This is a genomic window from Planctomycetota bacterium (genome assembly GCA_035384565.1).
GTDB lineage: Bacteria > Planctomycetota > PUPC01 > DSUN01 > DSUN01 > DAOOIT01.
The window spans coordinates 1-22,356 of the sequence record DAOOIT010000051.1 but is presented as its reverse complement, the minus strand read 5'-3'; the positions used below and the strand labels follow the sequence as shown (position 1 = coordinate 22,356).

The window sequence follows — 22,356 nt, the reverse complement described above, 5'->3', positions numbered from 1 at the left end:
GGAGTCCCCAAGTGCGTCTCTCGCTCGCCATCCTGTTCCTGGCATCGGCGGCCGGGGCCGGCACCCACGCGAAGCTCGCGCCGGTCAGGTTCACCGACGTGCGAATCGCCGACGCCTTCTGGGCGCCGAAGCTCGAGGTCAACCGCACGAAGTCCATCCCGCATAACATTGAGCAATGCGAGAAAACGGGGCGAATCAACAACTTCGCTCACATCGCCGGCGAGGCGAAGGAACCGTTCCGCGGCCACATCTTCCACGACTCCGATGTGGTGAAGGTGATGGAGGGCATGGCCCACTCGCTGGCGACGCATCCCGACAAGGAGCTGGAGGCACGCCTCGACCAGATCATCGCCTGGATGGCCAAAGGCCAGCAGCCCGACGGCTATCTCAACACTTGGTTCATCACGAAGGGACTCGACAAGCGGTGGACCGACATGCACGGCGCCCACGAGCTGTACTGCGCGGGCCACCTGATCGAGGCCGCCGTCGCCCACTACGAAGCCACGGGGAAGAAGACCTTCCTCGACGTTGCCCGCAAGTATGCCGACCACATTGACAGTGTCTTTGGCCCCGGCAAACGCCACGAGATTGACGGCCATCCCGAGAGTGAACTCGCCCTCATCAAGCTCTGGCGCGCCACGGGCGAGGAACGCTACCTCAAGCTCGCACAGTTCATCGTCGAGGAGCACGGTCAGGAGAAGACCCACAAGCTCTACGGCACCTACTGCCAGGACCACAAGCCCATCCGCGAGCAGGACGAGGCGGTCGGCCACTGCGTCCGCGCGATGTACTTCTACAGCGGCGTCACCGACCTCGCGATGATCACGGGCGACCAGGGCTACATTGACGCCCTGGAGAAGCTGTGGCAGGACATCGTGATGAAGAAGATGTATGTGACGGGCAGCATTGGCGTGCAGCACCACGGCGAGGGCTTTGCCAAGCCCTACTTCCTGCCGAACTACGACGCCTACTGCGAGACCTGCGCGGCCATCGGCATGGTCTTCTGGAACCACCGCATGATGCTGCTCAAGGGCGAGGGGCGCTTCGCCGACATCGTCGAGGCGAACCTCTACAACGGCCTGATGTCCGCCGTCTCGCTCGACGGCATGAAGTGCTTCTACGTGAACCCGCTCGCCAGCCGCGGCAACCAGCATCGCTCGCCCTGGCACGGCTGCTCGTGCTGCCCGACGAACATGGTCCGCTTCCTGCCGGCCCTCGGCCAATATGTCTATGCTGCCTCCGCCGCGGGCGATGCGGTCTACGTCGCCCAGTATGTCGCCGGCTCCGGCACCGTCGCGCTCAAGGACGGCAAGGTGAAGCTCACGCAGAAGACGCGGTATCCCTGGGACGGCGGGGTGCAGATCGGCGTCGAGCCGCAGGGCGCCGCTGACTTCGCCCTCTGCCTCCGCATCCCCGGCTGGTGCGAGGGCGCGACCGTGAGGCTGAATGGCCAGGCGGTTGAGGCAAAGCCAGACAAGGGCTTTGTCGCCCTCCGCCGCACCTGGAAGGCGGGCGACGTGGTGGAACTGGATATGCCCATGCCCATCCGCCAGTTCGCAGCCGACCCCAACGTCGAGGAGAACCGCGGGCGCCTGGCTATCGTGCGGGGGCCGGTCGTCTACTGCCTCGAAGGCTGCGACCACGCGGCCTCTGTGAGCCAGATCGCCATCCCGAAGGGAGCGAACCTGGAGGCGAAGTTCGAGCCCGACCTCCTCGGTGGCGTCGTGGCCATCAAGGGGCAGGGCCAGCGCAGTGGCTTCGAGCTGAAGGACGACGGCTCCGTCGCCCAATCCTCCGGTCCTGTAGACATCACGGCTATTCCCTACTTCGCCTGGGACAACCGCGAGCCGGGCGAGATGGTCGTGTGGGTGCCCACCGAACTGCCCGCGTCCGCGAAGCCCGAGAATGTGACTCTCGCCGTCTTCGCCAAGGCGTCCTCCTCGCACACGTGGCGGGCCGACCACATCCGCGCCCTCAACGACGCCGTGCTCCCGAAGAACTCGATTGACCACGACGTGCCGCGCTTCACCTGGTGGGACCACAAGGGCAGCACCGAGTGGGTCGCCTACGACTTCGACCGGCCCGTGCCGCTGAGCAAGGCCGAGGTCTACTGGTTCGACGACGCGCCCAAGGGCGGCTGCCGCGTGCCCAAGGCTTGGCGGCTGCTCTTCCGCGAGGGCAACGACTGGAAGCCGGTCGAGGCGGCAGGGGCCTATGGCGTCGAGAAGGACAAGTTCAACGCCGTCACCTTCAAGGCTGTTACCACCAAGGCCATTCGCCTGGAGGTCGAGCTTCAGCCCGGCTTCTCCGCCGGCATCCTGGAATGGAGGGTGTCGAGGTAGGGTGTGCATACCTGCACACCATCCTCGTTCCGCGTGCAAGTATGCACGCCCTACCATCTGGGATGGCGCGTGAGCCAACCCGCCGAGCTTGACGCCGGCGGGCGGAGACGCATAATGGCGGCGTTCGGAGTGCATCGGACCGCTAGGGCCGGGATCCGAGGTTAGCCCTATCCGTGCCATTCTCCCCTGCGACACAGGAGCCAACCATGAAGTTCGACAAGTTCGCCAACCCGCCCGCGATTCTTCGCCCCGCGCCTTTCTGGGCGATCAACGACCGCATTTCGCCAGAGGAAACGGCGCGGCAGATGGCCGACATGATTGACAAGGGCCTCTCGGGCGGCTTCTTCCACTCGCGAGCCGGCCTCACCACCGACTACCTGGGCGAAGAGTGGTTCGCCTCGATGCGCGCCGCCCTCGAGGTGGCGAGCCGCAAGAACGGCTACCTGTGGCTCTACGACGAGGATCTCTGGCCCTCGGGCAACGCCGGCGGCCAGGTGGCGGCCACCAAGGAAGAGTACCGCGAAGCCTATCTCGAACCCGAATACGTCCCCACCGGCGAGGCCCCGCTCGAGGAGCCCAACGGCGAGCCCCAGGCAGCCTACGTCATCCACGACCGCGACGGGGCCGTCATCCGCAGCCTCGAGCGCATCCCGTTCGGGTCTGCTGCCGTCGAACTCGGCAAAGAACGCCTCCTCTTCCGCCGCTTCTACGCGGGCAAGACCGGCTGGTGGTCGGGCGAATCCTACTGCAATCTCCTCCACCCCGAGGTGACGAAGCGCTTCATCGAACTGACGCACGACGTCTACTATCGCCACCTCGGCGAGCAGTTCGGCAAGCGCGTGCCCGGCATCTTCACCGACGAGCCGCAGCTCTTCAGCCGCCTCAGCGGCCTGCCCTGGTACGACGGCATCCCCGCCGCCTACCAGCGGCTCTGCGGGCGCGACTTCTGGGCCGACCTGCCTTATCTCTTCTTCGACGGCGCCGAGGCCCGCCGCATCCGCCTGCTCGTCTACCGCACGATCCTCGGCCTCTTCTGCGCTCACTTCTCCAAGCCGATCTACGAGTGGTGCGAGAAGCACGGTATCGAGCACACCGGCCACTACAACGCCGAGGACAGCTTCGCCGGCCAGCTCACCAACCACTGCGGCGGCATCGCCGCCCACTACCGCTATCAGCAACTGCCCGGCATTGACCACCTGTGCCGCCAGACCGACCCGCTCCTGTTCACCGTCAAGCAGACGAGCTCCGCCGCCCGACAGCTAGGCCGCCGCGGCGTCCTCACCGAAATCTTCGGCGTCTCCCACCACACCAACACCTTTGAGGACTTCAAGTGGCTGGGCGACTACGATCTGGTGCTCGGCGCGACCTTCTTCGTGCCGCACCTGACGTGGTACTCGATGCGCGGCAAGCGCAAGCGCGACTATCCGCCCAACTGGAACTACCAGCAGACCTACTGGGAACAGCTCCGCCCCCTCAACGACTACTTCACGCGCGTGGCTGCCGTGCTCACGACGGGCAAGCCCGAGGTGGAAGTGCTCTTCCTCCACTCGATTGACGATGCCTCGGCCAGCCTCCGCCGCACCGTGATCACCGGCAAACGCGCCGTGCCCAAGGGCGTGCCCCAGGCCGACCTCGGCCGCGTGAACGAGCTCGACCGCATCCTTCGCAGCCAGCTCGAGGCGGCGCTCAATGCGGGCTATGATGCCGACCTCGGCGACGAGGGCTACCTCGAAGACTTCGGCTCGGTGAAGGGCAAGCGCCTCGTCGTCGGCAAGATGAGCTACTCGGTGGTCGTCGCGCCCGAGGCCCAGAGCTGGCGGCCGAGCACCCACAGGCTCCTCAAGCAATTCGTCAAGGCAGGCGGCAAGCTCATCCTCACGGGCAAGCTGCCGACCGAACTCGACTGCCAGCCCGCCGCCGAGGCCTGGCAGGAACTCGCCGCCGCGAAGGGCGTGATGACCATCGCGGCAGGCACCCGCGAGCTTCAGGACGCCCTGGACAAGTCCGTCCGCCAGAGCTTCCGCCTCCGCTCCAACATGGACTGCCCCGTGCCGCACACCTACGTCCAGCACCGCAGGGACCGTGCCCAGGACTTCTACTTCATTGTTAACTCCAGCCGGGAGGCACGGCGGACCTACCGTCTCACTCTCTTCGGCGCGGCGAGGAGGCCCATCGCCCTCTGGAACCCGCTGAGGGGCACGTGCGAGAAGCTCGAAGGCCAGGCCGTGGGCAAGAACCTCGTGGTCGAGCTCACGCTTCAGCCCGCCGGGTCGGCCATCGTGGCCGTGGGCAAGGGCGTCGCCGACGGCGCGAAGCCGACCCCGCTGCCGTGCGCCTGCGGCGGCGACGTGCAGCCGCTCATCACCCGCTGGACCCATCGCCGCACGCAGGACAACGTGCTGGTCATGGACCGCCTGGCCTTCTCGCTCGACGGCGGCAAGACCTTCTCCGAGGAGGACGCGGAGTACCGGATTCGCCGCAAGATCGCCGAGCATTTCGGCACCCGCGAATCGCTCGCCTGGCAGCCCTGGGTGGCCATCCGCAAGAAGCTCTTCGACGGCAAGGGCGGGCCCGTGGTCCTCCGCTACCGCTTCCACAACGCAGCGAAGAGGGTCAAGCGGGCCGCCGTCGTGATCGAAGACCTCCACGCCGGCCGCCTCACCGTCAACGGCACGCCCGTGGAGACCGCCTGCTGCGGCTGGCACTGGGACCGCGGCTTCGGGAAGATGGACATCACGAACCTCGTGAGGCCCGGCGAGAACGTGGTGGACTTCGCCTTCGACTACACCTTCCAGAGCGAGGTGGAGCAGGCGTACATCGTCGGTGACTTCGGCACCCGCCTCCGCACCCCCTGCGAGGGCGAGCTCTGCGACGAGCCGAAGGCTCTCGGGAACGGCTCCTGGGTGGACCAGGGCTATTGCTTCTACCCGGGCAGCATGGTCTACTCGACCGAGATCGTTCATGGGGCGAAGAAGGGCGCGCGCACGATCCTCCGCCTCCAGAACCCCTCGGGCACCCTCTTCCTTGTGCGCGTGAACGGCCAGGAGGCGGGCAAGATCCTTTGGCGGCCCTACAACGTGGACCTCACGCCGTTCCTCAAGCGCGGCAAGAACACCCTCGAGATCGAGGTCGTCTCCAGCGGCCAGAACGCCCACGGGCCGCTCCACGTGCGGCAAGGCGACTCGTATCTGTGGTTCGGCCCCAACTCCTTCGAGGACGAGAACGTGCTGAAGAAGGAGTTCAGCCTGTTCGACTACGGCCTGCTGGGCGGGGCCGAACTGGTGATGGTGAAGGGCTGAGATGCCTAGCGACCCCATTCCCGCGCTTCTCAGGCGGGTGTCTGAGCGGCGGATCCGGCGCGACACCTTCGCCCTGTCGAAGGACCCGCTGCCGTTCCGCACCCTCAGCCACACGCGGCCTGGGCAGGCGAAGACCACCCTCGACGAGGCCGACGACTTCCTCCAGGCGCGGCTGGAGTCGTGCGGCTATGCCGTCGAACGCCAAGGCTGCCTCGTCCAGGCATTTCGCCGTGACCGCACGAAGAACATCCACCACCAGTACTCGCCGCCGCACGCGCACGACCCGTGGCGCGTGGCCTGGAACCTCTCAGTGCGAAAGACCGGCTCCTCGACGCCCGACGAGGCGATCGTGCTCGTGTCGCACAAGGACTCGCAGAGCTGGATCGCCTCGCCCGGCGCCAACGACAATGCTCTGGGCACCGCGGCCAACCTGGAGCTGGCCCGCGTCCTCGCCCGTTACCGCTCGCGGCGCTCGTTCTGGTTCCTCTTCTGCAACGAAGAACACTGGCCGTGGACGAGCGTGGCCGCGGCCCGAGGCGCGCGGCTGCGCGGCGAGAAGATCGTCGCGGTGTTCAACATAGACGGCCCCGGCGTGCGGAAGCCCGAGGACCGCGCGGCGGGCCGCATGACCTGCTACTCGGTCTTCTACGCCCCCGAGGCCGAGCGCCTCGCCGACCTGATGGTTGAGGTGAACCGCGACTACGCCCTCGGCCTCATCGCCAGGCGGCACAAGGTGGACCGCCCCGGCAACGACGACGGCTCGTTCATCAAGGAGGGCTATCGCATCGCTGTACACAACATCGGCTCGATGCCCTATGCCGACCCGAATTACCACCTGGAGGGCGACGTGCCCGAGTGCTGCGACTACCCCAGCGCCGCCGCCACGGCCCGCGCCACCCTCGCCGCGGTTGTGCGGCTCGACCTCGGCTGGAAAATCTCGCCCTGAGCGAGTATGATCTTCACCCGTGCAACCGGTTGGTCCCTGAGGGCACCAAAGGAGAGCGTGCGATGACCAGGTGCTGCTTGTTCTGGGTCGTGGTGCTGGGCGTGGCGGGCGCGTGGGCGTTGGCCGGCGCGCCGAGCGAGGCCGAAGTGCAGGGCCTCTATGAGGGCACCTGCAAGGACGCCCAGGGCGAGGCCAAGGTCGAGGCCCGCTGCGTGGCGATGGGGAAGAACACCTACAAGCTGCTCATCCGCAACGGCATCGGCGTGACGAGCACGGCCAGGCTCGAGATGGATGGTTCGCTCGCGGGCGACGCCGTGGGCTTCGCCGCCAAGGTCGGCGACGCGATCTGGGAAGCCAAGTACGCGGCCGGCGCCATCCGCGGCCAGTTCGGCAACGGCGGCACCCTCGAGCTCAAGCGGGTCCAACGCGTGTCGCCCACCCTGGGCGCCAAGCCGCCCGAGGGCGCCATCGTGCTGCTCGACGGCAAGAGCTTCGACCAGATCGTGCGGGCCAATGGCTCGCCCTGGTACGTCGGCGACAAGACCAAAGAGGGCCAAGTGGTGTGGGAGATGGCCGTCCGCGCCGTGGCCAAGGAGCCCAAGGTCTGGCCCACCAAGGAGAACCCGCTCCCCGAAGGCTGGGAACTGCTCCCCGAGCGGCGGAGAGTGGACGAAGTGCTCATCATCGGCGAAGACGGCTCCATCCAGGTGCCGCGGGGCGGGTTCAACTCCAAGCCGCAGATGGACGGCAGCTTCAAGTACCACGTGGAGTTCTGCAACCCCCTCCAGCCCGAGGCGCGCGGCCAGGGCCGCGGCAACAGCGGCTGCTACCTGCCCAACGGCGAGGAGATTCAGGTGCTCGACAGCTTCGGCATGCCCACCTACACCGGGGGCGGCTGCGGGGGCTTCTACAACTACAAGGACCCCGACTGCATGGCCGAGCTCGAATACCTCAAGGGCCAGAAGGAGAACAAGTTCACCCTCGCCTCGCTGCCGCCCGGCGAGTGGCAAACCTATGACATCGAGTACCGCGTGACGAAGAAGGACGGCAAGCTCGTGGGCAAGCCGCGGGTGACCGTCCTCCACAACGGCATCAAGATCCACGACAACTTCGAGCCGCGGGCCGACGCCAAGAGGGGCGGCTTCCACTGGCAGGACCACGGCAACCCCGTCCGCTACCGCAACATCTGGGTCCTGCCCCTCGCCGACAAGGCCGGCGAACTGTAGGGCGTGCATCCCTGCACGCGGGATTCTGAGGAGAACGTTGATGCATCGTGTCGTATTGGGCATGATTGTGTGCACGGGGATGGCCCTCGCCGGCGCGCCCGAGGAGATCAAGGTGCAGGGCCTCTACGAGGGTTCGTGCAAGGACGCCCAGGGCGAGCACAAGATCGAGGCGCGCCTCGTCGCCCAGGGCAAACAGCTCTATAAGCTCTACATCCGCCAGGACCTCGGCGAGGGCAAGCTGGCCAAGCCCGTGCTCGACGGCACCACCGAGGGCGAGGCCGTCACCTTCGCCGGCAAGGCCGGCGACACCGAGTGGAAGGCGTCCTGGGCCGACGGCGCGCTCAAGGGCACCTGCGGCGAGGGCTGCACCCTGGAACTCAAGCGTGTCGAACGCAAGTCGCCCACCCTCGGCGCCAAGCCGCCCGAGGGCGCCATCCTGCTCCTTCCGCCCGACCCCAACCAGTCCGACGAGATGACCCGTCGAAAGAGCAAGGATGGCAAGGAACCCGAATGGAAGCTCTTCGCCGACGGCAGCGCCCTGATTCCCAAAGGGGGCATGAGCACGAAGCGCACCTTCGAGGGCAGCCTCAAGATCCACGTCGAATTCATGAACCCCTTCATGCCCGCCGCCCGCAGCCAGGGCCGCGGCAACAGCGGCGTCTTCCTGCCCAACGGCGACGAAATCCAGGTGCTCGACAGCTTCGGCATGGAGACTTATCTCGGCGGCGGCTGCGGCGGCATCTACAAGTATAAGGACCCCGACACGATGGAGGAACTCCAGCTCGAGCCGGGCAAACCGCCGTTCAGGTTCACCCTCGCCTCGCTGCCGCCGGGCCAGTGGCAGACCTATGACATCGAGTACCGCGCTGGCAAGCAGGGCGCCAAGCCGCGCGTGACCGTGCTCCACAACGGCATCAGGATTCACGACAACTTCGAGCTGAAGGGTGCGCGCCCGAAGGGCGGCCTCAGCTTCCAGGACCACGGCTGCGCCGTCCAGTACCGCAACATCTGGGTTCTGCCGCTGCCCGACGAAGCCGCGGGGAAATAGCCGGCCGGCCTACCGCCTGCGGCACGCCCTCCGGCCCCCAACATCCCGTCCCTCAACCTCCCGCGGGTTGGCAACCCGCGGGAGGTCGGGCGTTGCTCTGGCGGCTGGGTTGTCAACGCCCCGGCGCCTCCATCTCCATGGCCGCATCGAGTCCTGTGGTCGCTACCTGGCAATTGCATTGCCGGCCCGGACCGGCTATGCTATCCCCCGTGGCAGGTGAGTTCCTCTGGACGCGGGACTCGCGAGCATGAGCAGACTCAAGGCCGGTGCGGCGAGGGTGAACATCACGCCCTACGTGGGTGCATTTCTGGCCGGGTTCGGCAGCCGCGACCACGGCTGCGAGGGCGTGCTCGACGAGCTATTTGCCCGCGCCCTCGTGCTCCAGAGCGGCGACACGGCCGTCGCCCTCGTATCGTGCGACCTGATCGGCCTGACGCGCGAGTCGATTGCGACGATCCGCGGCCAGGTCGAGGCGGCGACCGGCATCGCCGCCACCCACGTGATGCTGGCCTGCACCCACACCCATTCGGGCCCCACGATGGGCCTGCTGCGCCACCCGGGCCTCGACCTCGAGCTCGTGCACGTGATCGAGAAGAAGATCGCGGGCGCCGCGATTCTCGCGCACCGCTCGCTGGCCGAGGCGGCGCTCGGCTCGGGCAAAGGCAGGGCACGCATTGGCATCAATCGCCGCGAGCGCAAGCCCGACGGCTCGACCTCGCTCGGCAAGAACCCCGAGGGCCCGACCGACGCCGACGTCGGGGTGCTGCGCGTGGACGCCGCCCAGGGCAACCCTCTCGCACTCGTCGTCAACCACGCCTGCCATCCCGTAGTGCTGGGGGGCAGGAACTACCTGGTCTCGGCCGACTACCCTGGCCAGGTGGCCGCCTTCGTCGAGGGCGTCTACCCCGGCGCCGTGTGCCTCTACCTCAACGGCTGCTGCGGCAATGTCAACCCCACCGTGGTCGGCGGCACGTTCGAGGAGGCGCGGCGCGCGGGGATGTTCCTGGGCGCGGAGACGGTTCAGGTCGCCGAGACCCTGCGAACAGCGCCCGAGGCGGCCCTCGCCTCCGCGACAGCGATCGTCGAGGCGCCCCTGGCGCCTCTGCCTTCGGCCGAGGAGGCCCGAAACACCGTCGAGCAGCGCACCCGCGTGCTCGAAGAGCAGTTGGCCAGGGGCGAAATCTCGCGCGCCCTCTACGATGCCGACTGGCAGCGCGGCTGGGCTCGCGACGTGATGGCCGAGTACAGCAAGACCGACCGCGAGCGGACCCGCCGCCTGGAGATCCACGGCCTTCGCCTCGGCGATGCGCTGCTCATCGGCACGCCGGGCGAAACATTCGTGGAGATCGGCCTCGCCGTTAAGGCCGCCTCGCCGCTGCCCAAGACCTTTGTCGCCGCCTACGCCAACGGCAACGCGGGCTACATTCCCACGGCCAGGGCCTTCGAGGAGGGCGGTTACGAGGTCGAATCCGCCCACAAGTTCTACTACGGCGTCTACCGGTTCAAGCCCGACGTCGAGCGGTTGGTCACCGAGGCCGCCATCGGCCTCGCCAAGGAGCTGGCCTCTGTCGGATAGCCTCTCCGCCACACTGGCCCCCTTGCTCCGCGAGGGGATCGCACGGCGCCTTTTCCCCGGGTGCGTAGCCTACGTCTCGCAGCGGGGCCGAGTGCTCCTGCACGAGGCACTTGGCGCGACGACCTATGAGCCAGGAGCGCGCCTGGTTCGCCTTGATGCCCTCTTCGACCTCGCCTCGTTGACCAAGCTCTACACCACGGCCCTCGTGCTGCGGCTGGCCGAGCACGGTGCGCTGCGGCTCGACGAACGCGTCAGGTTGTACCTGCCTGAGGTTTCGGCAGACTGGACCATCGAGGACCTGCTCGCCCATCGCACGGGCGCCACGGCCGATCTGTTGGCCGGGGCCGTTCGGCAGGGCATTCGGCCGTGCGAGCCGGGACAGGCCGAGGCCCTCTGGCGCGTCATCTTCGGCTGTGGGCGCGTCGTGCCGCTGGCCCCCGGGCAGAGCCATTACAGCGACGTGGACTTCCTCCTCGCCCAGGCCGTCTCCGAGCGCGCGACAGGGCGGGGCCTCGCCGCCCTGATGGCGGCCGAGGTGCTCGAGCCGCTCGGCCTGCACGACACGGGCTTTCCCGTTCGTGGTGCGGGCTTCAGCCCGTGTCGTCCCCTTCCCAGCATCACGCGCTGCGTGCCCACCGAGGTGGACGAGCGCTGGCGCCGCCGTCTGGTCGTGGGCGAGGTCCACGACGAGATGGCCGCCACCCTCGGCGGCGTGGGCGGCCACGCGGGACTTTTCGCCACGGCCGCCGACCTGGGGCGATTCTGCGAGGCGTGGCTGAACCCCGAGTGGCGGGGGCCGGCCTTCGAGCCTCACTCCGACCACTTCGGGCTGGGCTGGCGGCTCTGCGATGCCAGTTTTTTCCCCTGCCTCGCGCGCTTCGGGGCGGTGGGGCACCTCGGCTTCACGGGCACGTCGGCCTTCGTGTTTCCGCAGAGCCAGAGCGTCTTTGTGCTGCTCAGCAACCGCGTGCACCCGACACGCGACGCCGCCCCCTCGCGTCTGCCGCTGCTCGCCCAGATGGCCGAGGCCGTCGCCCACGCGGTTTGACAAAGTCAGCCGCAGCCGGTATTTTTGCAGAAACTCGCCCTCCCGCGGGTTCCAATGCCCGCGGGAGGGTAGGGAGATCAGTGGTCGCGCCTGGCTCAGCTTACCCTCCCGCAGGGATTGGAACCTGCGGGAGGGAACATCGAGGATGGCAGCGGCGATGCCGAAGGCGATCTATGCGGGCAGCTTCGACCCTCCGACCAACGGGCATCTGTGGATGATCCGCACGGCCTCCGAGCTGTTCCGCGAGGTCGAGGTGGCCATCGGTGTGAACCCCGACAAGCACTATGCCTACCGCCTCGCCGATCGCCTCGCGCTCCTGCGCGCCTGCACGGACGGCCTCAAGAACGTCATCGTCACCTCGTTCGAGAATCAGTTTCTCGTGCACTACGCGCGCTCGGTAGGCGCGCGCTACATCCTACGCGGCATCCGCAACGAGCGCGACTACTCGTTCGAGCGCGAGATGCGCTATATCAATACCGACCTGGCCCCCGAGATCATCACCGTGTTCCTCATGCCCCCGCGCGAAGTGGCCGACGTGAGTTCGAGCTTCGTCCGCGGCCTCATCGGCCCGGTCGGCTGGCAGGACGTCGTCAAGCGGTTCGTGCCGGAGCCCGTATACGAGTTCTTTCTGGAAAGTCACGTGAAGTGACCCATGCATGGGTGAGAAGCGATGGAGGAATGGATGGGTGGATGGGTGCCTGACATTCATCCACTCACCCAGCCATCCATTCATCCTCACTTCATTTGAAAGGAAGTTGACCAGGTGGAAGTGATCCTCGCCAATCGGCTCCAGAAACTCCGCCCTTATCCCTTCGCCGCGCTCCGCCGGAAGATCGCCGAGGCCCGCCAGGCGGGCAAAGAGGTGCTCAACCTGGGCATCGGCGACCCCGACCGGCCAACGCCCGACCCCGTGGTGGCCGAGTTGTGCCGCGCCGTGCGCGACGAGGCCGACCTCAATCGCCACCGCTACGGCTGCGACGTGCCGACCACGGAGTTCCCCCAGGCCGTGAAGGACTTCTATCGCCGCCGCTTCGGCGTCGCCCTCGCCGGCGACCAGATCGTGCAGACCAGCGGCAGCAAGGACGCCATCGTGCAGTTCGCCCTGGGCATCCTGAACCCCGGCGACCTGGCCATCGCGCCCGAGCCGGGCTATCCGACCTACAACATCGGCCACACCTTCGCCAGCGCCGTGACCCACTACGCGCCGCTGCGGCGCGAGAACGGCTTCCTGCCCGACCTCGACGCCATTCCCGCCGAGGTCCGCCGCCTGGCCAGGGTGATGTGGCTCAACTACCCCAACAACCCGACCACGGCGGTGTGCGCCCTGGGCTTCTACCGCCGCGCCGTCGAGTTCGCGCGGAAGCACGACATCCTCCTCGCGAGCGACCTGTCGTACAGCGAGAACACCTACGACGGCTACGTGGCGCCCAGCATCCTCCAGGTTGAGGGCGCCGCCGACGTGGCGGTCGAGTTCTTCTCGCTCTCGAAGGCCTTCTGCATGACCGGCTGGCGAATCGGCATGGCCGTCGGCCACGCCGGCGCGCTGAAGGCCCTGGGGCTGGTGAAGGACAACAGCGATAACGGCACCCTGCGTGCCATCCAGTTCGCGGGCGCCAGAGCCCTCCACCTGGCCGAGACGCTGATCCCCGAGATCAACGCCGTCTACCGCCGCCGGCGCGACCTGGTGGTCAACACCCTCAACGCGCTCGGCTGGCAGCTTGAGAAGCCCAAGGGCACCATCTACATCTGGGCCGCCGTGCCCGAGCGCTTCGGGGGCGATAGCGCGGGGTTCGCCGCCGACCTCTTCGACAAGACCGGCGTGGTGGTGACGCCGGGCGCCGTCTACGGGGAGCACGGCGAGGGCTTCTTCCGCATCTCGCTCACTTACCCCGACGAGGTGCTCACGCGCGCCATGGAGCGCCTGGCCGAGCAACGCTGACGAGAGGGCCGATGGCCTGGGAAATCTGGCTCATCCCGATGGGATTCGCCGTGGGGGCGGTGGGCACCCTCGTGGGCGCCGGCGGCGGCTTCGTGCTCGTGCCCATCCTCATCATGCTCTACCCCGAGCGCTCCCCCGAGCTCATCACGAGCATGTCGCTGGCCGTCGTGTTCTTCAACGCCTTCTCGGGCACCTGCGCGTATGCTCGGATGAAGAAGATTGACTACCGTTCGGGCGTGCTGTTCGCCGTGGCGACGGTTCCGGGGGCCATTCTGGGCGCACTCACCACCGGGCTGCTGCCCCGGCGGCTCTTCGACGGCATCTTCGGGGGGCTGCTGCTCGCGCTCGCGGTGTTCCTGCTCGTGCGACGGCGACGCCCGACAGGCGAGGGCGACGCCCCGCGGCCCAACGGCCACACTGTGCGCACCCTGGTGGACGCCGAGGGGGGCCGCTACACCTTCTCGTTCAACCCGATCACGGGCATCGTGCTGAGCCTGGTCGTCGGCTACATGTCGTCGGCCTTGGGCGTGGGGGGCGGGGTGATTCACGTGCCCGCGCTGATTCGCCTGCTGCACTTTCCCGCGCACATCGCGGCGGCCACCTCGCACTTCATCCTGACCTTCACGGCGATGGGCGCCACCGTGGTGCACATTGCCGCGGGCGTCTTCTCGCAGGGGGCGCTCGCCACGTTGTGCCTCGCGATGGGCGCCCTGGTGGGCGCCCAACTGGGCGCCTGGATCTCCGGGCGCGTGCACAGCTCCTGGATCGTGCGCGGCCTCGCCCTCGCCCTCGGCTCGATGGGCATCCGCATCTTGCTCCTGGCTTTTTGAGGACCGGTCACATGGACCCCCGCCAGATCGCGGCACGGAACCTCCGCGAACGCCTCGCTGCCAACCCCTACCCCGGCCGCGGCCTCGTGCTCGGCATGGATGAGGCGGCAAGGCAACTCATCCAGGTCTACTGGATCATGGGCCGCAGCGCCAACAGCCGAAACCGCGTGTTCGAGACCGACGGCCGGCGCGTGTGGACCGAGGCGGCCGACCCCGCGCAGTGCAAGGACCCCAGCCTCATCATCTACAATGCCCTGCGCGAGGGCGACGGCGTCTACGTGGTCACCAACGGCGACCAGACCGACACGATCTGCGACAGACTGGCGGCCGGCGGCACCTTCGAGGAGGCCCTGGCCACGCGCGACTATGAGCCCGACCCGCCCAACTTCACGCCCCGCATCTCCGGCCTCTTCGACCTGCGGCGAAAGCCGCCCGCGGCCACCCTCAGCGTCCTTCGTCGCTCGCCTTTCGGCGACGCCACCGACCGCTTCTTCTGGCGCCTCGGACAGCTCGGGGCGGGGCTCGGCCATTGCATCACAACCTATGTGGGCGACGGCAACCCGCTGCCCCCGTTCGAGGGGGAGCCGTACCTGGTGCCCCTGGCCGGCGACCTGGGCTGCATCGCGCACCGCTTCTGGGACGCTTTGAACGACGAGAACAAGGTCGCGCTCTGCGTCAAGGGCATTGACCCAGAGAGTCTTGCCAGCGACGTGGTGGTCATCAACAAGAACCACAAGAAGGCGTGAGGAGAGGAGCCATGAGAGTCGTTCGCGCGCTGATGTGCCTGAGCGCTCTGGGCGCGGGCGCTTGGTTCGTGTCGGGCGCGGGAGGGGCCGCTGAGCGCCAGGAGGGCCGCGGCGCCATCGTCCACTGCGCCTTCTTCTGGTTCAAAGACACCGCGACGCCGGGCGACATCGAGGCGATGATCCGGGGTGGGAGGGAAGCACTCGCCCCGCTGCCGTGCGTGAAGCGGTGCGACATCGGGCCGCCGCTTGCCCAGGAGCGCGGCGCGCCCGTGGACAGCTCGTACCACGTCGGGTGCGTGATGGAGTTCGCCGACTTGGCCGCCTACAAGACGTACCTCGAACACCCCGAGCACCTCAAGCTCATCGAGAAGCACAAGCCGCTGTGGCAGAGAGTGGTAGTCTACGACTTCGTGCGGCCGTGAAGACCCAAGGCTGCCGCGGGCGGCCGACCCGCGGGAGGTCGAGCGCAAAGGAGAAATGGGATGCCGACCGCAAAATGGCTGGGCACCGTGGCGCTGCTCGTGGCAGCGCTGAGAACGGTCAGTGGTGCCGGCGAGGCCGAGATACCGGTGCTCTACCAGGACGACTTCTCGAAGGATGGCGCGCTGGCGAAGTGGGAACCGACCGATGCCGCGCAATGGAAGATCGGCACCGACGGCGACAACAAGGTGCTCTCGCTCCACGAGAAGAAGTCGGCCTATAAGACCAAGTTCCGCTCGCCTTTCAGCTTCGCGCTGCTGCGCGACGTGTGCGTGGGCGACTTTGTCCTCGACCTCAAAGCGAAGTCCACGGTGAAGCCCTACGGCCATCAGGACCTGTGCTTCTTCTTCGGCTACCAGGACCCCACGCACTTCTACTACGCCCACCTCGCGGTGGCGGCGGACCCGAACGCGCACTCGGTGATGATCGTGAACGAGGCGCCGCGCGTGTCGCTGCTGGGCGAGCCGGGCAAGGACGTGGGGGGCGAGGCCTTCCGCACGAAGGGCGTGGTGTGGGGCGAGGCCTGGCACCACATTCGCATCGTGCGCAAGGTGGGCGACGGCCTCATCGAGGTGTACTTTGATGACATGGCGGCTCCGGTGATGCGGGTCCGCGACAAGACGCTCGCCTGGGGGCGAGTCGGCGTCGGCTCGTTCGACGACACGGGGGACTTCGACGACGTGATCCTCCGCGGGGTGAAGGTAGAGCCGGGGAAGCGCGAGTGAGGGGCAGTGGGAAATTTCGGGGCTGAAATGGGCTTGACACAGAAGCCCATCTGTGTATAATTTAGGTTTTACGCGCTAGCGTAGCTCAATCGGCAGAGCAGTGGTTTTGTAAACCACAGGTTGTGGGTTCGATTCCCACCGCTAGCTTAGGTGCGCGCGGTGGGTCGCGCATGACGCCCCGTGATGGGGGGATACCCAAGTGGCCAAAGGGGGCAGACTGTAAATCTGCTGGCGCTGCCTTCGCAGGTTCGAATCCTGCTCCCCCCATTCTGGAGCCTGTGCCGCGTGATGTGGGGGGCCAAGGCGGGCGTAGCTCAATGGTAGAGCCCTGGCCTTCCAAGCCAGCCATGAGGGTTCGATCCCCTTCGCCCGCTCCAGGTGCTGTGGCCACGCGGGCCGCAGAATGGCTGGTGTAGCTCAGTTGGTAGAGCACCTCCTTGGTAAGGAGGAGGTCCTGGGTTCAAGTCCCAGCACCAGCTCCATCACGGGCGGTTGAGTGACAGAACAACGGCGTGCCCCGCAGCCGTGGTAGAAGCGGGCAGAAACCAAGGAGGACGGGTTCATGGCAAAAGAGGTCTTCCAGCGCACGAAGCCGCACGTCAACGTCGGCACCATCGGCCACATTGACCATGGCAAGACCACGCTGACCGCGGCGATTCTCCAAGTGCTCTCGATGCAGGGCAAGGCCAAGGCCAAGTCGTACGCCGACATCGCCAAGGGCGGCACCGTGCGCGACGCCACCAAAACGGTCACCATCGCGGTGGCGCACGTGGAGTACGAGACCGAGAACCGCCACTACGCCCACATTGACTGCCCCGGGCACCAGGACTACATCAAGAACATGATCACCGGCGCAGCGCAGATGGACGGCGCGATCCTGTGCGTGGGCGCCGACGACGGCCCGATGCCCCAGACGCGCGAGCACGTGCTGCTGGCCCGCCAGGTGGGCCTGCCGGCCCTCGTGGTGTTCCTGAACAAGGTGGACCTGGTGGACGACCCCGAGCTGCTCGACCTCGTGGAGCTGGAGCTGCGCGAGCTGCTCAGCAAGTACGAGTTCCCGGGCGACGAGATTCCCATCGTGCGCGGCAGCGCACTGAAGGCCCTTCAGGCGAGCGACGCGAACAGCCCCGACTGCAAGTGCATCTTCGACCTGATGGCGGCCGTGGACAGCTACATTCCGACCCCCAAGCGCATGACCGACCTGCCGTTCCTGATGCCGATCGAGGACGTCTTCTCGATCAAGGGCCGCGGCACGGTGGGCACGGGCCGCGTGGAGCGTGGCATCGTGCGCGTGGGCGACGAGGTCGAAATCATCGGCCTCGCCCGCGAGACGCGCAAGAGCGTGGTCACCGGCGTCGAAATGTTCAACAAGACCCTCGACGAGGGGCAAGCCGGCGACAACGTGGGCGTGCTGCTCCGCGGCGTGGAAAAGGACGAGCTCGAGCGCGGCCAGGTGCTGGCCAAGCCGGGCAGCGTGACGCCGCACACGAAGTTCGAATGCGAAGTCTACATCCTGTCGAAGGATGAAGGCGGCCGCCACACCCCGTTCTTTGCGGGCTACCGGCCGCAGTTCTACTTCCGCACGACCGACGTCACCGGCTCGGTGAAGCTGCTGGGCGGCGCCGAAATGGTGATGCCGGGCGACAGCTGCCGGCTCGAGGCCGAGCTGATCACCCCGATCGCGATGGAAGAGCAGCTCCGTTTCGCCATCCGCGAAGGCGGCCGCACCGTGGGCGCCGGCGTGGTGACGAAGATCCTGGCATAGGGGCCGCCCCGTGGCAAAGAAAGCGCTGGCGCGCGACTACGTGACCCTCGAGTGCACCGAGTGCGGCGAGCAGAACTACCGCACCAGCAAGCGCGTCAAGGGCGGCGCGGCGCGCCTCGAACTGAAAAAGTACTGTCGCAGAGAGCTGCGCCACACGCTCCACAAGGAGCGGAAGAAATAGGCGCGGGCTGGAGGCCAGTAGCTCAATTTGGCAGAGCAGCGGACTCCAAATCCGCCGGCTGGGGGTTCGAGTCCCTCCTGGCCTGCCATGGCGCTCGTCGGTTGAGGCCAAGGCGGCATCGCCGGCCTGAGGCTCGCGGGGGGCGCACCCTGTCCCGCGTCGCGCGGGTGGAGAAGCCGTGACCATGGCGATTGGCGTCTACAAGAAGGGCCAAGGCACCGCCGCGCGCGGCGCGGCGGCCGTCGCTCTTGGGCTGATGGCTGCCTGGGCCGCGCGGCAGATGTGGTACACCACGGCCGACTGGGCGAGGCCGTACCAGGTGGCGGCCACGGCCCTCGTGGCCGCGCTCTTCGGCGCGCTGCCCATCTACCTGGTTCTCTTCCACCACCAGATTGCCGACCTCCTGATCGAGACGCAGCAGGAGATGCGCAAGGTGGCCTGGTCGAGCCGCGCCGAGGTGATCGGCTCGACGATCGTGGTGCTAGTGACGGTCGTGCTGCTCTCGCTGTTCATCTTCGTGACGGACTCGATTCTTCTTGCGCTGGCTGGGGTCTTCGGCGTCTATTAGCCCGCCGGCTCGGAGAAGGCAAGCCCCATGGCGAAACGGTGGTACGTGCTCCGCGTGCAGACGGCCCGCGAGGACCAGGTGCGAGAGAGCCTGGAGCGCCGGGTGAGCGCCAACGGCCTCGAACATCTGATCTCCCGGGTGGTGGTGCCCACCGAGAAGGTCAAGGAGATCAAGCGTGGCTCGGCCACCGTGCGCGAGCGCAAGATCTACCCCGGCTACGTGATGGTGGAGATGGACTTCAACGACGAGACGCTGGCCATCCTGAACGAGACGCCGGGGGTGGGCGGGGTGCTGGGGACGGGGAACACGCCCGTGCCCATGTCGGAGCGGGATGTCGAGAAGATGCTGATGGCGGCGGAGCGGACCGAGGAGGAGCCGACCACCGAGATCAGCTTCGCCGCGGGCGACCGCGTGCGGATCAAGGAGGGGCTGTTCCAGAACTTCGATGGCGAGATCGAAGAGATCTGGCCCGAGAAGGGCCAGGTGCGCGTCATTGTGAGCATTTTGGGCCGGCCGACCCCGGTCGAGCTGGAATACTGGCAGTTGGAGAGCATCTAGGATGGCCAAGCAGGTCATCGCGAAAGTCAAGCTGCACGTTCCGGGCGGCCAGGCCACGCCGGCGCCGCCCGTGGGGCCCGCGCTCGGCCAGCACGGCGTGAACATCGGCGAATTCGTCCGAAAGTTCAACGACCAGACCCGCAGCGCGCAGGGCATGATCACCCCGGTCGAGATCACGATCTTCCAGGACAAGTCGTTCTCGTTCATCATCAAGTCGCCGCCGGCCTCGGTGCTGCTCAAGCAGGCCGCCGGCATCGTCCAGGGCTCCGCCGTGCCTAACCGCGACAAGGTGGGCAAGGTGACTCGCGCGCAGGTCGAGGAGATCGCCAAGCGGAAGATGGCCGACCTGAACGCCAGCAGCCTGGAGGCCGCCGCGCGCCAGGTGGCTGGCACGGCGCGGAGCATGGGCATCGAGATTGTCGAGAGCTAGCCCCGAGGAACCCGCCCCTATGAAGCGCAGCAAACGATACGAGGCCGCCGCCAAGACCGTGGACCGCACCAAGACGTACACGGTCGAGGAGGCCGTGGCGGCCATCAAGGCCCTCCCGGCCGCCAAGTTCGACGAAACGGTCGAGATCGTGTTCCACCTGGGCGTGGACCCCAAGAAGCCCGAGCAGGCCGTGCGCGGCACCATTTCGCTGCCGAAGGGGATCGGGCGCTCGGTGCGCGTGATCGCCTTCGCCGAAGGCGAGCAGGCCGCGCTGGCCAAGGCCGCGGGCGCCGAGGAGGCCGGCGGCCAGGAGCTGGTGGACCGCGTGGCGAAGGGGTGGACCGACTTCGACGTGGCCATCGCGACGCCGGGCATGATGCGGGCGGTGGGCCGCCTGGGCCGCGTGCTCGGCCCGAAGGGCCTCATGCCCTCGCCCAAGAGCGGCACGGTGACCGACAACGTCGAGGCGGCCGTGCGCGAGTTCAAGGCCGGCAAGCTGGAATACCGCACCGACGCGGGCGGCAACGTGGCTGCGCCCGTCGGCAAACGCTCGTTCTCGGCCGAGGACCTCAAGGCCAATATCGAGGCGTTCATCGAACGCATCCGCCAAGTCAAGCCGGCGTCGGCGAAAGGGCGCTACATCCTGGGCGTGACCGTCACGACCACGATGGGGCCCGGCATTCGCCTGGCCGTGTCGTAATCGCCGCGAGGAGATGACCCCGCATGCCCAGTGTCGTCAACAAGCTCACGGTCGGCGAACTAACGGACCGGTTCCGCACGATGCGCAACGCGGTGCTCGTGGACTACACGGGCCTTGACGCCGTGCGCGCCGACGCCCTGCGGTCGAAGCTGCGCGAGCAGGGCGCCGACATGTTCGTCGTGAAGAACTCCCTGGCGGCGCAGGCGCTCAAGGGGCTGAACCTGGCGCCCGTCTCCAAGCTGCTCGTGGGGCCGACGGCCTTCGTGCTGGGCGACGACCCGGCGCAACTGGCCAAGACCCTGCGAGACTGGAGCAAGAAGGAGAAGGTGCTCTCGTGGCGCGGCGCCGTGGTAGACGGCGAGGCCGTGGGCCCCGACGGCGTCGAGGCGATCGCCTCGCTGCCGCCGGTGCAGATGCTCCGCGCCCAGGTGGTGGGTGCCATGGCGGCCCCGCTGACGGGGTTCCTGGGCGCGCTGAACGGGATTCTGCGCAACTTCGTCGGCGTGGTGAAGGCCATCGCCGAGAAGAAAGAAACCACGGGCTGAACGCGGGCCGCCCGGCCCGCCAGCCCCGAACGCGGAGGCAGGCAGTCCGACTGCAAAGTCAACCCGCAAGGAGGACGAACCGATGGGCGACGCAGTGGCAACCGCCGAGCTGTCGGCCGAGGCCCAGCAGGTGGTGGAGATCGTCAAGCAGATGCCGGCCCTCCAGCTCGCGCGGCTGGTGAAGGCGCTCGAGGCCGAGTTCGGCGTCACCGCCGCGGCCCCGATGGCCATGATGGCCGTGCCGGGCGCGGCGGCCGGCCCGGCCGAGCCGGCCGAGGAGAAGACCAGCTTCGACGTGCACCTGGTGGACGCCGGGGCGCAGAAGATCCAGGTCATCAAGGTCGTGCGCGAGGTCGTGAGCGGCCTGGGCCTCAAGGAGGCCAAGGCGCTCGTGGATTCGGCCCCGAAGCCGGTCCGCGAGGGCGTCACAAAGGAAGAGGCCGAGAAGATCAAGGCCGCCTTGGAGAAGGCAGGAGCCAAGGTCGAGGTGAAGTAGGCGGGCGAGCGAAAGCGCCGCCCCCCAGGCCCCGCGCGAGGATGGCCTCCTCGCGGCCCGGGCGCAGACGGGGGGCGGCTGGGTGCGGCCCCGACGCGTTCTGGCCGACCGAGCCGCGCACCGATGCGGCGCGGGCGGGCCGGCCAGGCGTCCCCCTTCCTGCGAGGGAAACCGATGGAGATCCGCGATTACAGCCGGGTAGGCGACGTGCTGCCTGTGCCCAATCTGGTGGACATTCAGACTCGGTCGTACCGGGAGTTCCTCCAGAAGGACACGCCGCCCCGGCAGCGGAAGCCGCATGGCCTCGAGGGGATCCTGCGCGAGACGTTTCCGATCGAGAGCTACGACGGAAGCCTGTCGCTCCAGTACCTGTACTACGAGCTGGGGCGTCCCCGCTACACGGCCGACGAGTGCCGCAAGCTGCGGTTGACCTACGGCTATCCGCTCAAGCTGCGCTGCCGGCTCGACAAGCCGCAGCCGGTGGAGGAAGACGTCTACCTGGGCGAAATCCCGGTGATGATCGGCGGCGGCGAGTTCATCATCAACGGCGCCGAGCGCGTGATCGTGTCGCAGTTGCACCGGTCGCCGGGCGTGGACTTCAGCGAGGAGGTCCACGCCAGCGGCAAGCACCTGCACGGCTGCCGCATCATTCCCGAGCGGGGGAGCTGGATCGAGGTCTCGGTATCGAAGAAGGACGTGCTGAACGTCCGCATTGACCAGAGCGGCCGCTTCCCGGCCACCACGCTGCTGCGCGCGATGGATGAGAAGTACTCGTCGAACGCCGAGATTCTGCGGCTGTTCCACGAGACCGAGGTGATCAAGCTCGGCACCCGCGCGGCGGTGACGCGTCTGGCCAACCGGGTCGTCGTCGGCCCGCTGCTGAACACCGAGACGGGCGAGGTGATGCT

General features: G+C 67.6%; 22 protein-coding genes and 5 tRNA genes. All 27 read left to right on the top strand.

The annotated features are described in order from the left end of the window. Positions 1-11 precede the first annotated feature (11 nt). A complete protein-coding gene (locus PLE19_17420) occupies positions 12-2,342 on the top strand; it encodes a glycoside hydrolase family 127 protein (GenBank protein ID HPD16732.1) in 2,331 nt (776 codons plus the stop codon). 206 nt (positions 2,343-2,548) lie between these two features. Further along, on the top strand, positions 2,549-5,641 hold the full coding sequence (locus PLE19_17415; protein HPD16731.1) for a glycosyl hydrolase: 3,093 nt from the start codon (positions 2,549-2,551) through the stop codon (positions 5,639-5,641). A gap of 1 nt (position 5,642) precedes the next feature. After that, positions 5,643-6,587 carry a M28 family peptidase gene (locus tag PLE19_17410; protein ID HPD16730.1) on the top strand — a complete coding sequence of 315 codons (945 nt, stop codon included), beginning with the start codon at positions 5,643-5,645 and terminating at the stop codon, positions 6,585-6,587. 62 nt (positions 6,588-6,649) lie between these two features. Then, positions 6,650-7,813, top strand: a complete 1,164-nt coding sequence (locus PLE19_17405) for a DUF1080 domain-containing protein (protein HPD16729.1) — start codon at positions 6,650-6,652, stop codon at positions 7,811-7,813. A gap of 40 nt (positions 7,814-7,853) precedes the next feature. After that, a complete protein-coding gene (locus tag PLE19_17400; protein HPD16728.1) occupies positions 7,854-8,861 on the top strand; it encodes a DUF1080 domain-containing protein in 1,008 nt (335 codons plus the stop codon). 247 nt (positions 8,862-9,108) lie between these two features. Beyond that, the gene (locus tag PLE19_17395) at positions 9,109-10,437 is read left to right on the top strand and encodes a neutral/alkaline non-lysosomal ceramidase N-terminal domain-containing protein (protein HPD16727.1); all 1,329 of its coding nucleotides are present in this window, start codon (positions 9,109-9,111) and stop codon (positions 10,435-10,437) included. Positions 10,438-10,459: 22 nt separating this feature from the next. After that, positions 10,460-11,485: a serine hydrolase domain-containing protein gene (locus tag PLE19_17390; GenBank protein ID HPD16726.1), complete on the top strand. Its 1,026-nt coding sequence runs from the start codon at positions 10,460-10,462 to the stop codon at positions 11,483-11,485. 157 nt (positions 11,486-11,642) lie between these two features. Beyond that, on the top strand, positions 11,643-12,134 hold the full coding sequence (gene coaD / locus PLE19_17385) for a pantetheine-phosphate adenylyltransferase (GenBank protein HPD16725.1): 492 nt from the start codon (positions 11,643-11,645) through the stop codon (positions 12,132-12,134). Positions 12,135-12,248: 114 nt separating this feature from the next. Then, complete coding sequence (locus PLE19_17380; protein ID HPD16724.1) at positions 12,249-13,424, top strand: aminotransferase class I/II-fold pyridoxal phosphate-dependent enzyme; 1,176 nt, start codon at positions 12,249-12,251, stop codon at positions 13,422-13,424. An 11-nt stretch (positions 13,425-13,435) separates the two neighbouring features. After that, positions 13,436-14,254 (top strand): sulfite exporter TauE/SafE family protein, encoded by an 819-nt coding sequence (locus tag PLE19_17375; protein HPD16723.1) that lies wholly within the window; start codon positions 13,436-13,438, stop codon positions 14,252-14,254. Positions 14,255-14,265: 11 nt separating this feature from the next. Next, positions 14,266-15,000, top strand: a complete 735-nt coding sequence (locus PLE19_17370) for an IMP cyclohydrolase (protein ID HPD16722.1) — start codon at positions 14,266-14,268, stop codon at positions 14,998-15,000. A gap of 11 nt (positions 15,001-15,011) precedes the next feature. Beyond that, entirely contained in the window at positions 15,012-15,422 is a 411-nt protein-coding gene (locus PLE19_17365; GenBank protein ID HPD16721.1) for a Dabb family protein, read from the top strand. Between the two features lie 60 nt (positions 15,423-15,482). Further along, the gene (locus PLE19_17360) at positions 15,483-16,205 is read left to right on the top strand and encodes a hypothetical protein (GenBank protein HPD16720.1); all 723 of its coding nucleotides are present in this window, start codon (positions 15,483-15,485) and stop codon (positions 16,203-16,205) included. A gap of 74 nt (positions 16,206-16,279) precedes the next feature. Then, positions 16,280-16,352 (top strand) — tRNA-Thr (locus tag PLE19_17355). 38 nt (positions 16,353-16,390) lie between these two features. Further along, a tRNA-Tyr gene (locus tag PLE19_17350) sits at positions 16,391-16,472 on the top strand. 36 nt (positions 16,473-16,508) lie between these two features. Next, a tRNA-Gly gene (locus PLE19_17345) sits at positions 16,509-16,582 on the top strand. Positions 16,583-16,611: 29 nt separating this feature from the next. Continuing rightward, positions 16,612-16,687, top strand: a tRNA-Thr gene (locus tag PLE19_17340). A gap of 80 nt (positions 16,688-16,767) precedes the next feature. Beyond that, entirely contained in the window at positions 16,768-17,970 is a 1,203-nt protein-coding gene (gene tuf / locus PLE19_17335; protein ID HPD16719.1) for an elongation factor Tu, read from the top strand. A 10-nt stretch (positions 17,971-17,980) separates the two neighbouring features. Continuing rightward, on the top strand, positions 17,981-18,151 hold the full coding sequence (gene rpmG, locus PLE19_17330; GenBank protein ID HPD16718.1) for a 50S ribosomal protein L33: 171 nt from the start codon (positions 17,981-17,983) through the stop codon (positions 18,149-18,151). An 11-nt stretch (positions 18,152-18,162) separates the two neighbouring features. Continuing rightward, positions 18,163-18,239: transfer RNA gene (locus PLE19_17325), tRNA-Trp, on the top strand. Positions 18,240-18,542: 303 nt separating this feature from the next. Further along, positions 18,543-18,719: a preprotein translocase subunit SecE gene (gene secE / locus PLE19_17320; GenBank protein HPD16717.1), complete on the top strand. Its 177-nt coding sequence runs from the start codon at positions 18,543-18,545 to the stop codon at positions 18,717-18,719. A 27-nt stretch (positions 18,720-18,746) separates the two neighbouring features. Further along, positions 18,747-19,277: a transcription termination/antitermination protein NusG gene (nusG, locus tag PLE19_17315; GenBank protein HPD16716.1), complete on the top strand. Its 531-nt coding sequence runs from the start codon at positions 18,747-18,749 to the stop codon at positions 19,275-19,277. Between the two features lies 1 nt (position 19,278). Then, entirely contained in the window at positions 19,279-19,707 is a 429-nt protein-coding gene (rplK, locus tag PLE19_17310) for a 50S ribosomal protein L11 (GenBank protein ID HPD16715.1), read from the top strand. 19 nt (positions 19,708-19,726) lie between these two features. Further along, entirely contained in the window at positions 19,727-20,407 is a 681-nt protein-coding gene (rplA, locus tag PLE19_17305) for a 50S ribosomal protein L1 (GenBank protein HPD16714.1), read from the top strand. A 23-nt stretch (positions 20,408-20,430) separates the two neighbouring features. Then, on the top strand, positions 20,431-20,952 hold the full coding sequence (rplJ, locus tag PLE19_17300; protein ID HPD16713.1) for a 50S ribosomal protein L10: 522 nt from the start codon (positions 20,431-20,433) through the stop codon (positions 20,950-20,952). Between the two features lie 82 nt (positions 20,953-21,034). After that, entirely contained in the window at positions 21,035-21,448 is a 414-nt protein-coding gene (rplL, locus tag PLE19_17295; GenBank protein HPD16712.1) for a 50S ribosomal protein L7/L12, read from the top strand. Between the two features lie 174 nt (positions 21,449-21,622). Further along, positions 21,623-22,356: DNA-directed RNA polymerase subunit beta (gene rpoB, locus PLE19_17290; GenBank protein HPD16711.1), on the top strand; the 734-nt coding region annotated here is incomplete at its 3' end.

Coding starts and splice junctions, on each gene's coding strand:
- rplJ (HPD16713.1), top strand. CDS start 20,431: ATGCCCAGTGTCGTCAACAAGCTCACGGTCGGCGAACTAACGGACCGG.
- coaD (HPD16725.1), top strand. CDS start 11,643: ATGCCGAAGGCGATCTATGCGGGCAGCTTCGACCCTCCGACCAACGGG.
- PLE19_17375 (HPD16723.1), top strand. CDS start 13,436: ATGGCCTGGGAAATCTGGCTCATCCCGATGGGATTCGCCGTGGGGGCG.
- nusG (HPD16716.1), top strand. CDS start 18,747: ATGGCGAAACGGTGGTACGTGCTCCGCGTGCAGACGGCCCGCGAGGAC.
- rplK (HPD16715.1), top strand. CDS start 19,279: ATGGCCAAGCAGGTCATCGCGAAAGTCAAGCTGCACGTTCCGGGCGGC.
- PLE19_17415 (HPD16731.1), top strand. CDS start 2,549: ATGAAGTTCGACAAGTTCGCCAACCCGCCCGCGATTCTTCGCCCCGCG.
- PLE19_17400 (HPD16728.1), top strand. CDS start 7,854: ATGCATCGTGTCGTATTGGGCATGATTGTGTGCACGGGGATGGCCCTC.
- tuf (HPD16719.1), top strand. CDS start 16,768: ATGGCAAAAGAGGTCTTCCAGCGCACGAAGCCGCACGTCAACGTCGGC.
- PLE19_17365 (HPD16721.1), top strand. CDS start 15,012: ATGAGAGTCGTTCGCGCGCTGATGTGCCTGAGCGCTCTGGGCGCGGGC.
- PLE19_17395 (HPD16727.1), top strand. CDS start 9,109: ATGAGCAGACTCAAGGCCGGTGCGGCGAGGGTGAACATCACGCCCTAC.
- PLE19_17410 (HPD16730.1), top strand. CDS start 5,643: ATGCCTAGCGACCCCATTCCCGCGCTTCTCAGGCGGGTGTCTGAGCGG.
- PLE19_17370 (HPD16722.1), top strand. CDS start 14,266: ATGGACCCCCGCCAGATCGCGGCACGGAACCTCCGCGAACGCCTCGCT.
- rplA (HPD16714.1), top strand. CDS start 19,727: ATGAAGCGCAGCAAACGATACGAGGCCGCCGCCAAGACCGTGGACCGC.
- PLE19_17405 (HPD16729.1), top strand. CDS start 6,650: ATGACCAGGTGCTGCTTGTTCTGGGTCGTGGTGCTGGGCGTGGCGGGC.
- PLE19_17360 (HPD16720.1), top strand. CDS start 15,483: ATGCCGACCGCAAAATGGCTGGGCACCGTGGCGCTGCTCGTGGCAGCG.
- rplL (HPD16712.1), top strand. CDS start 21,035: ATGGGCGACGCAGTGGCAACCGCCGAGCTGTCGGCCGAGGCCCAGCAG.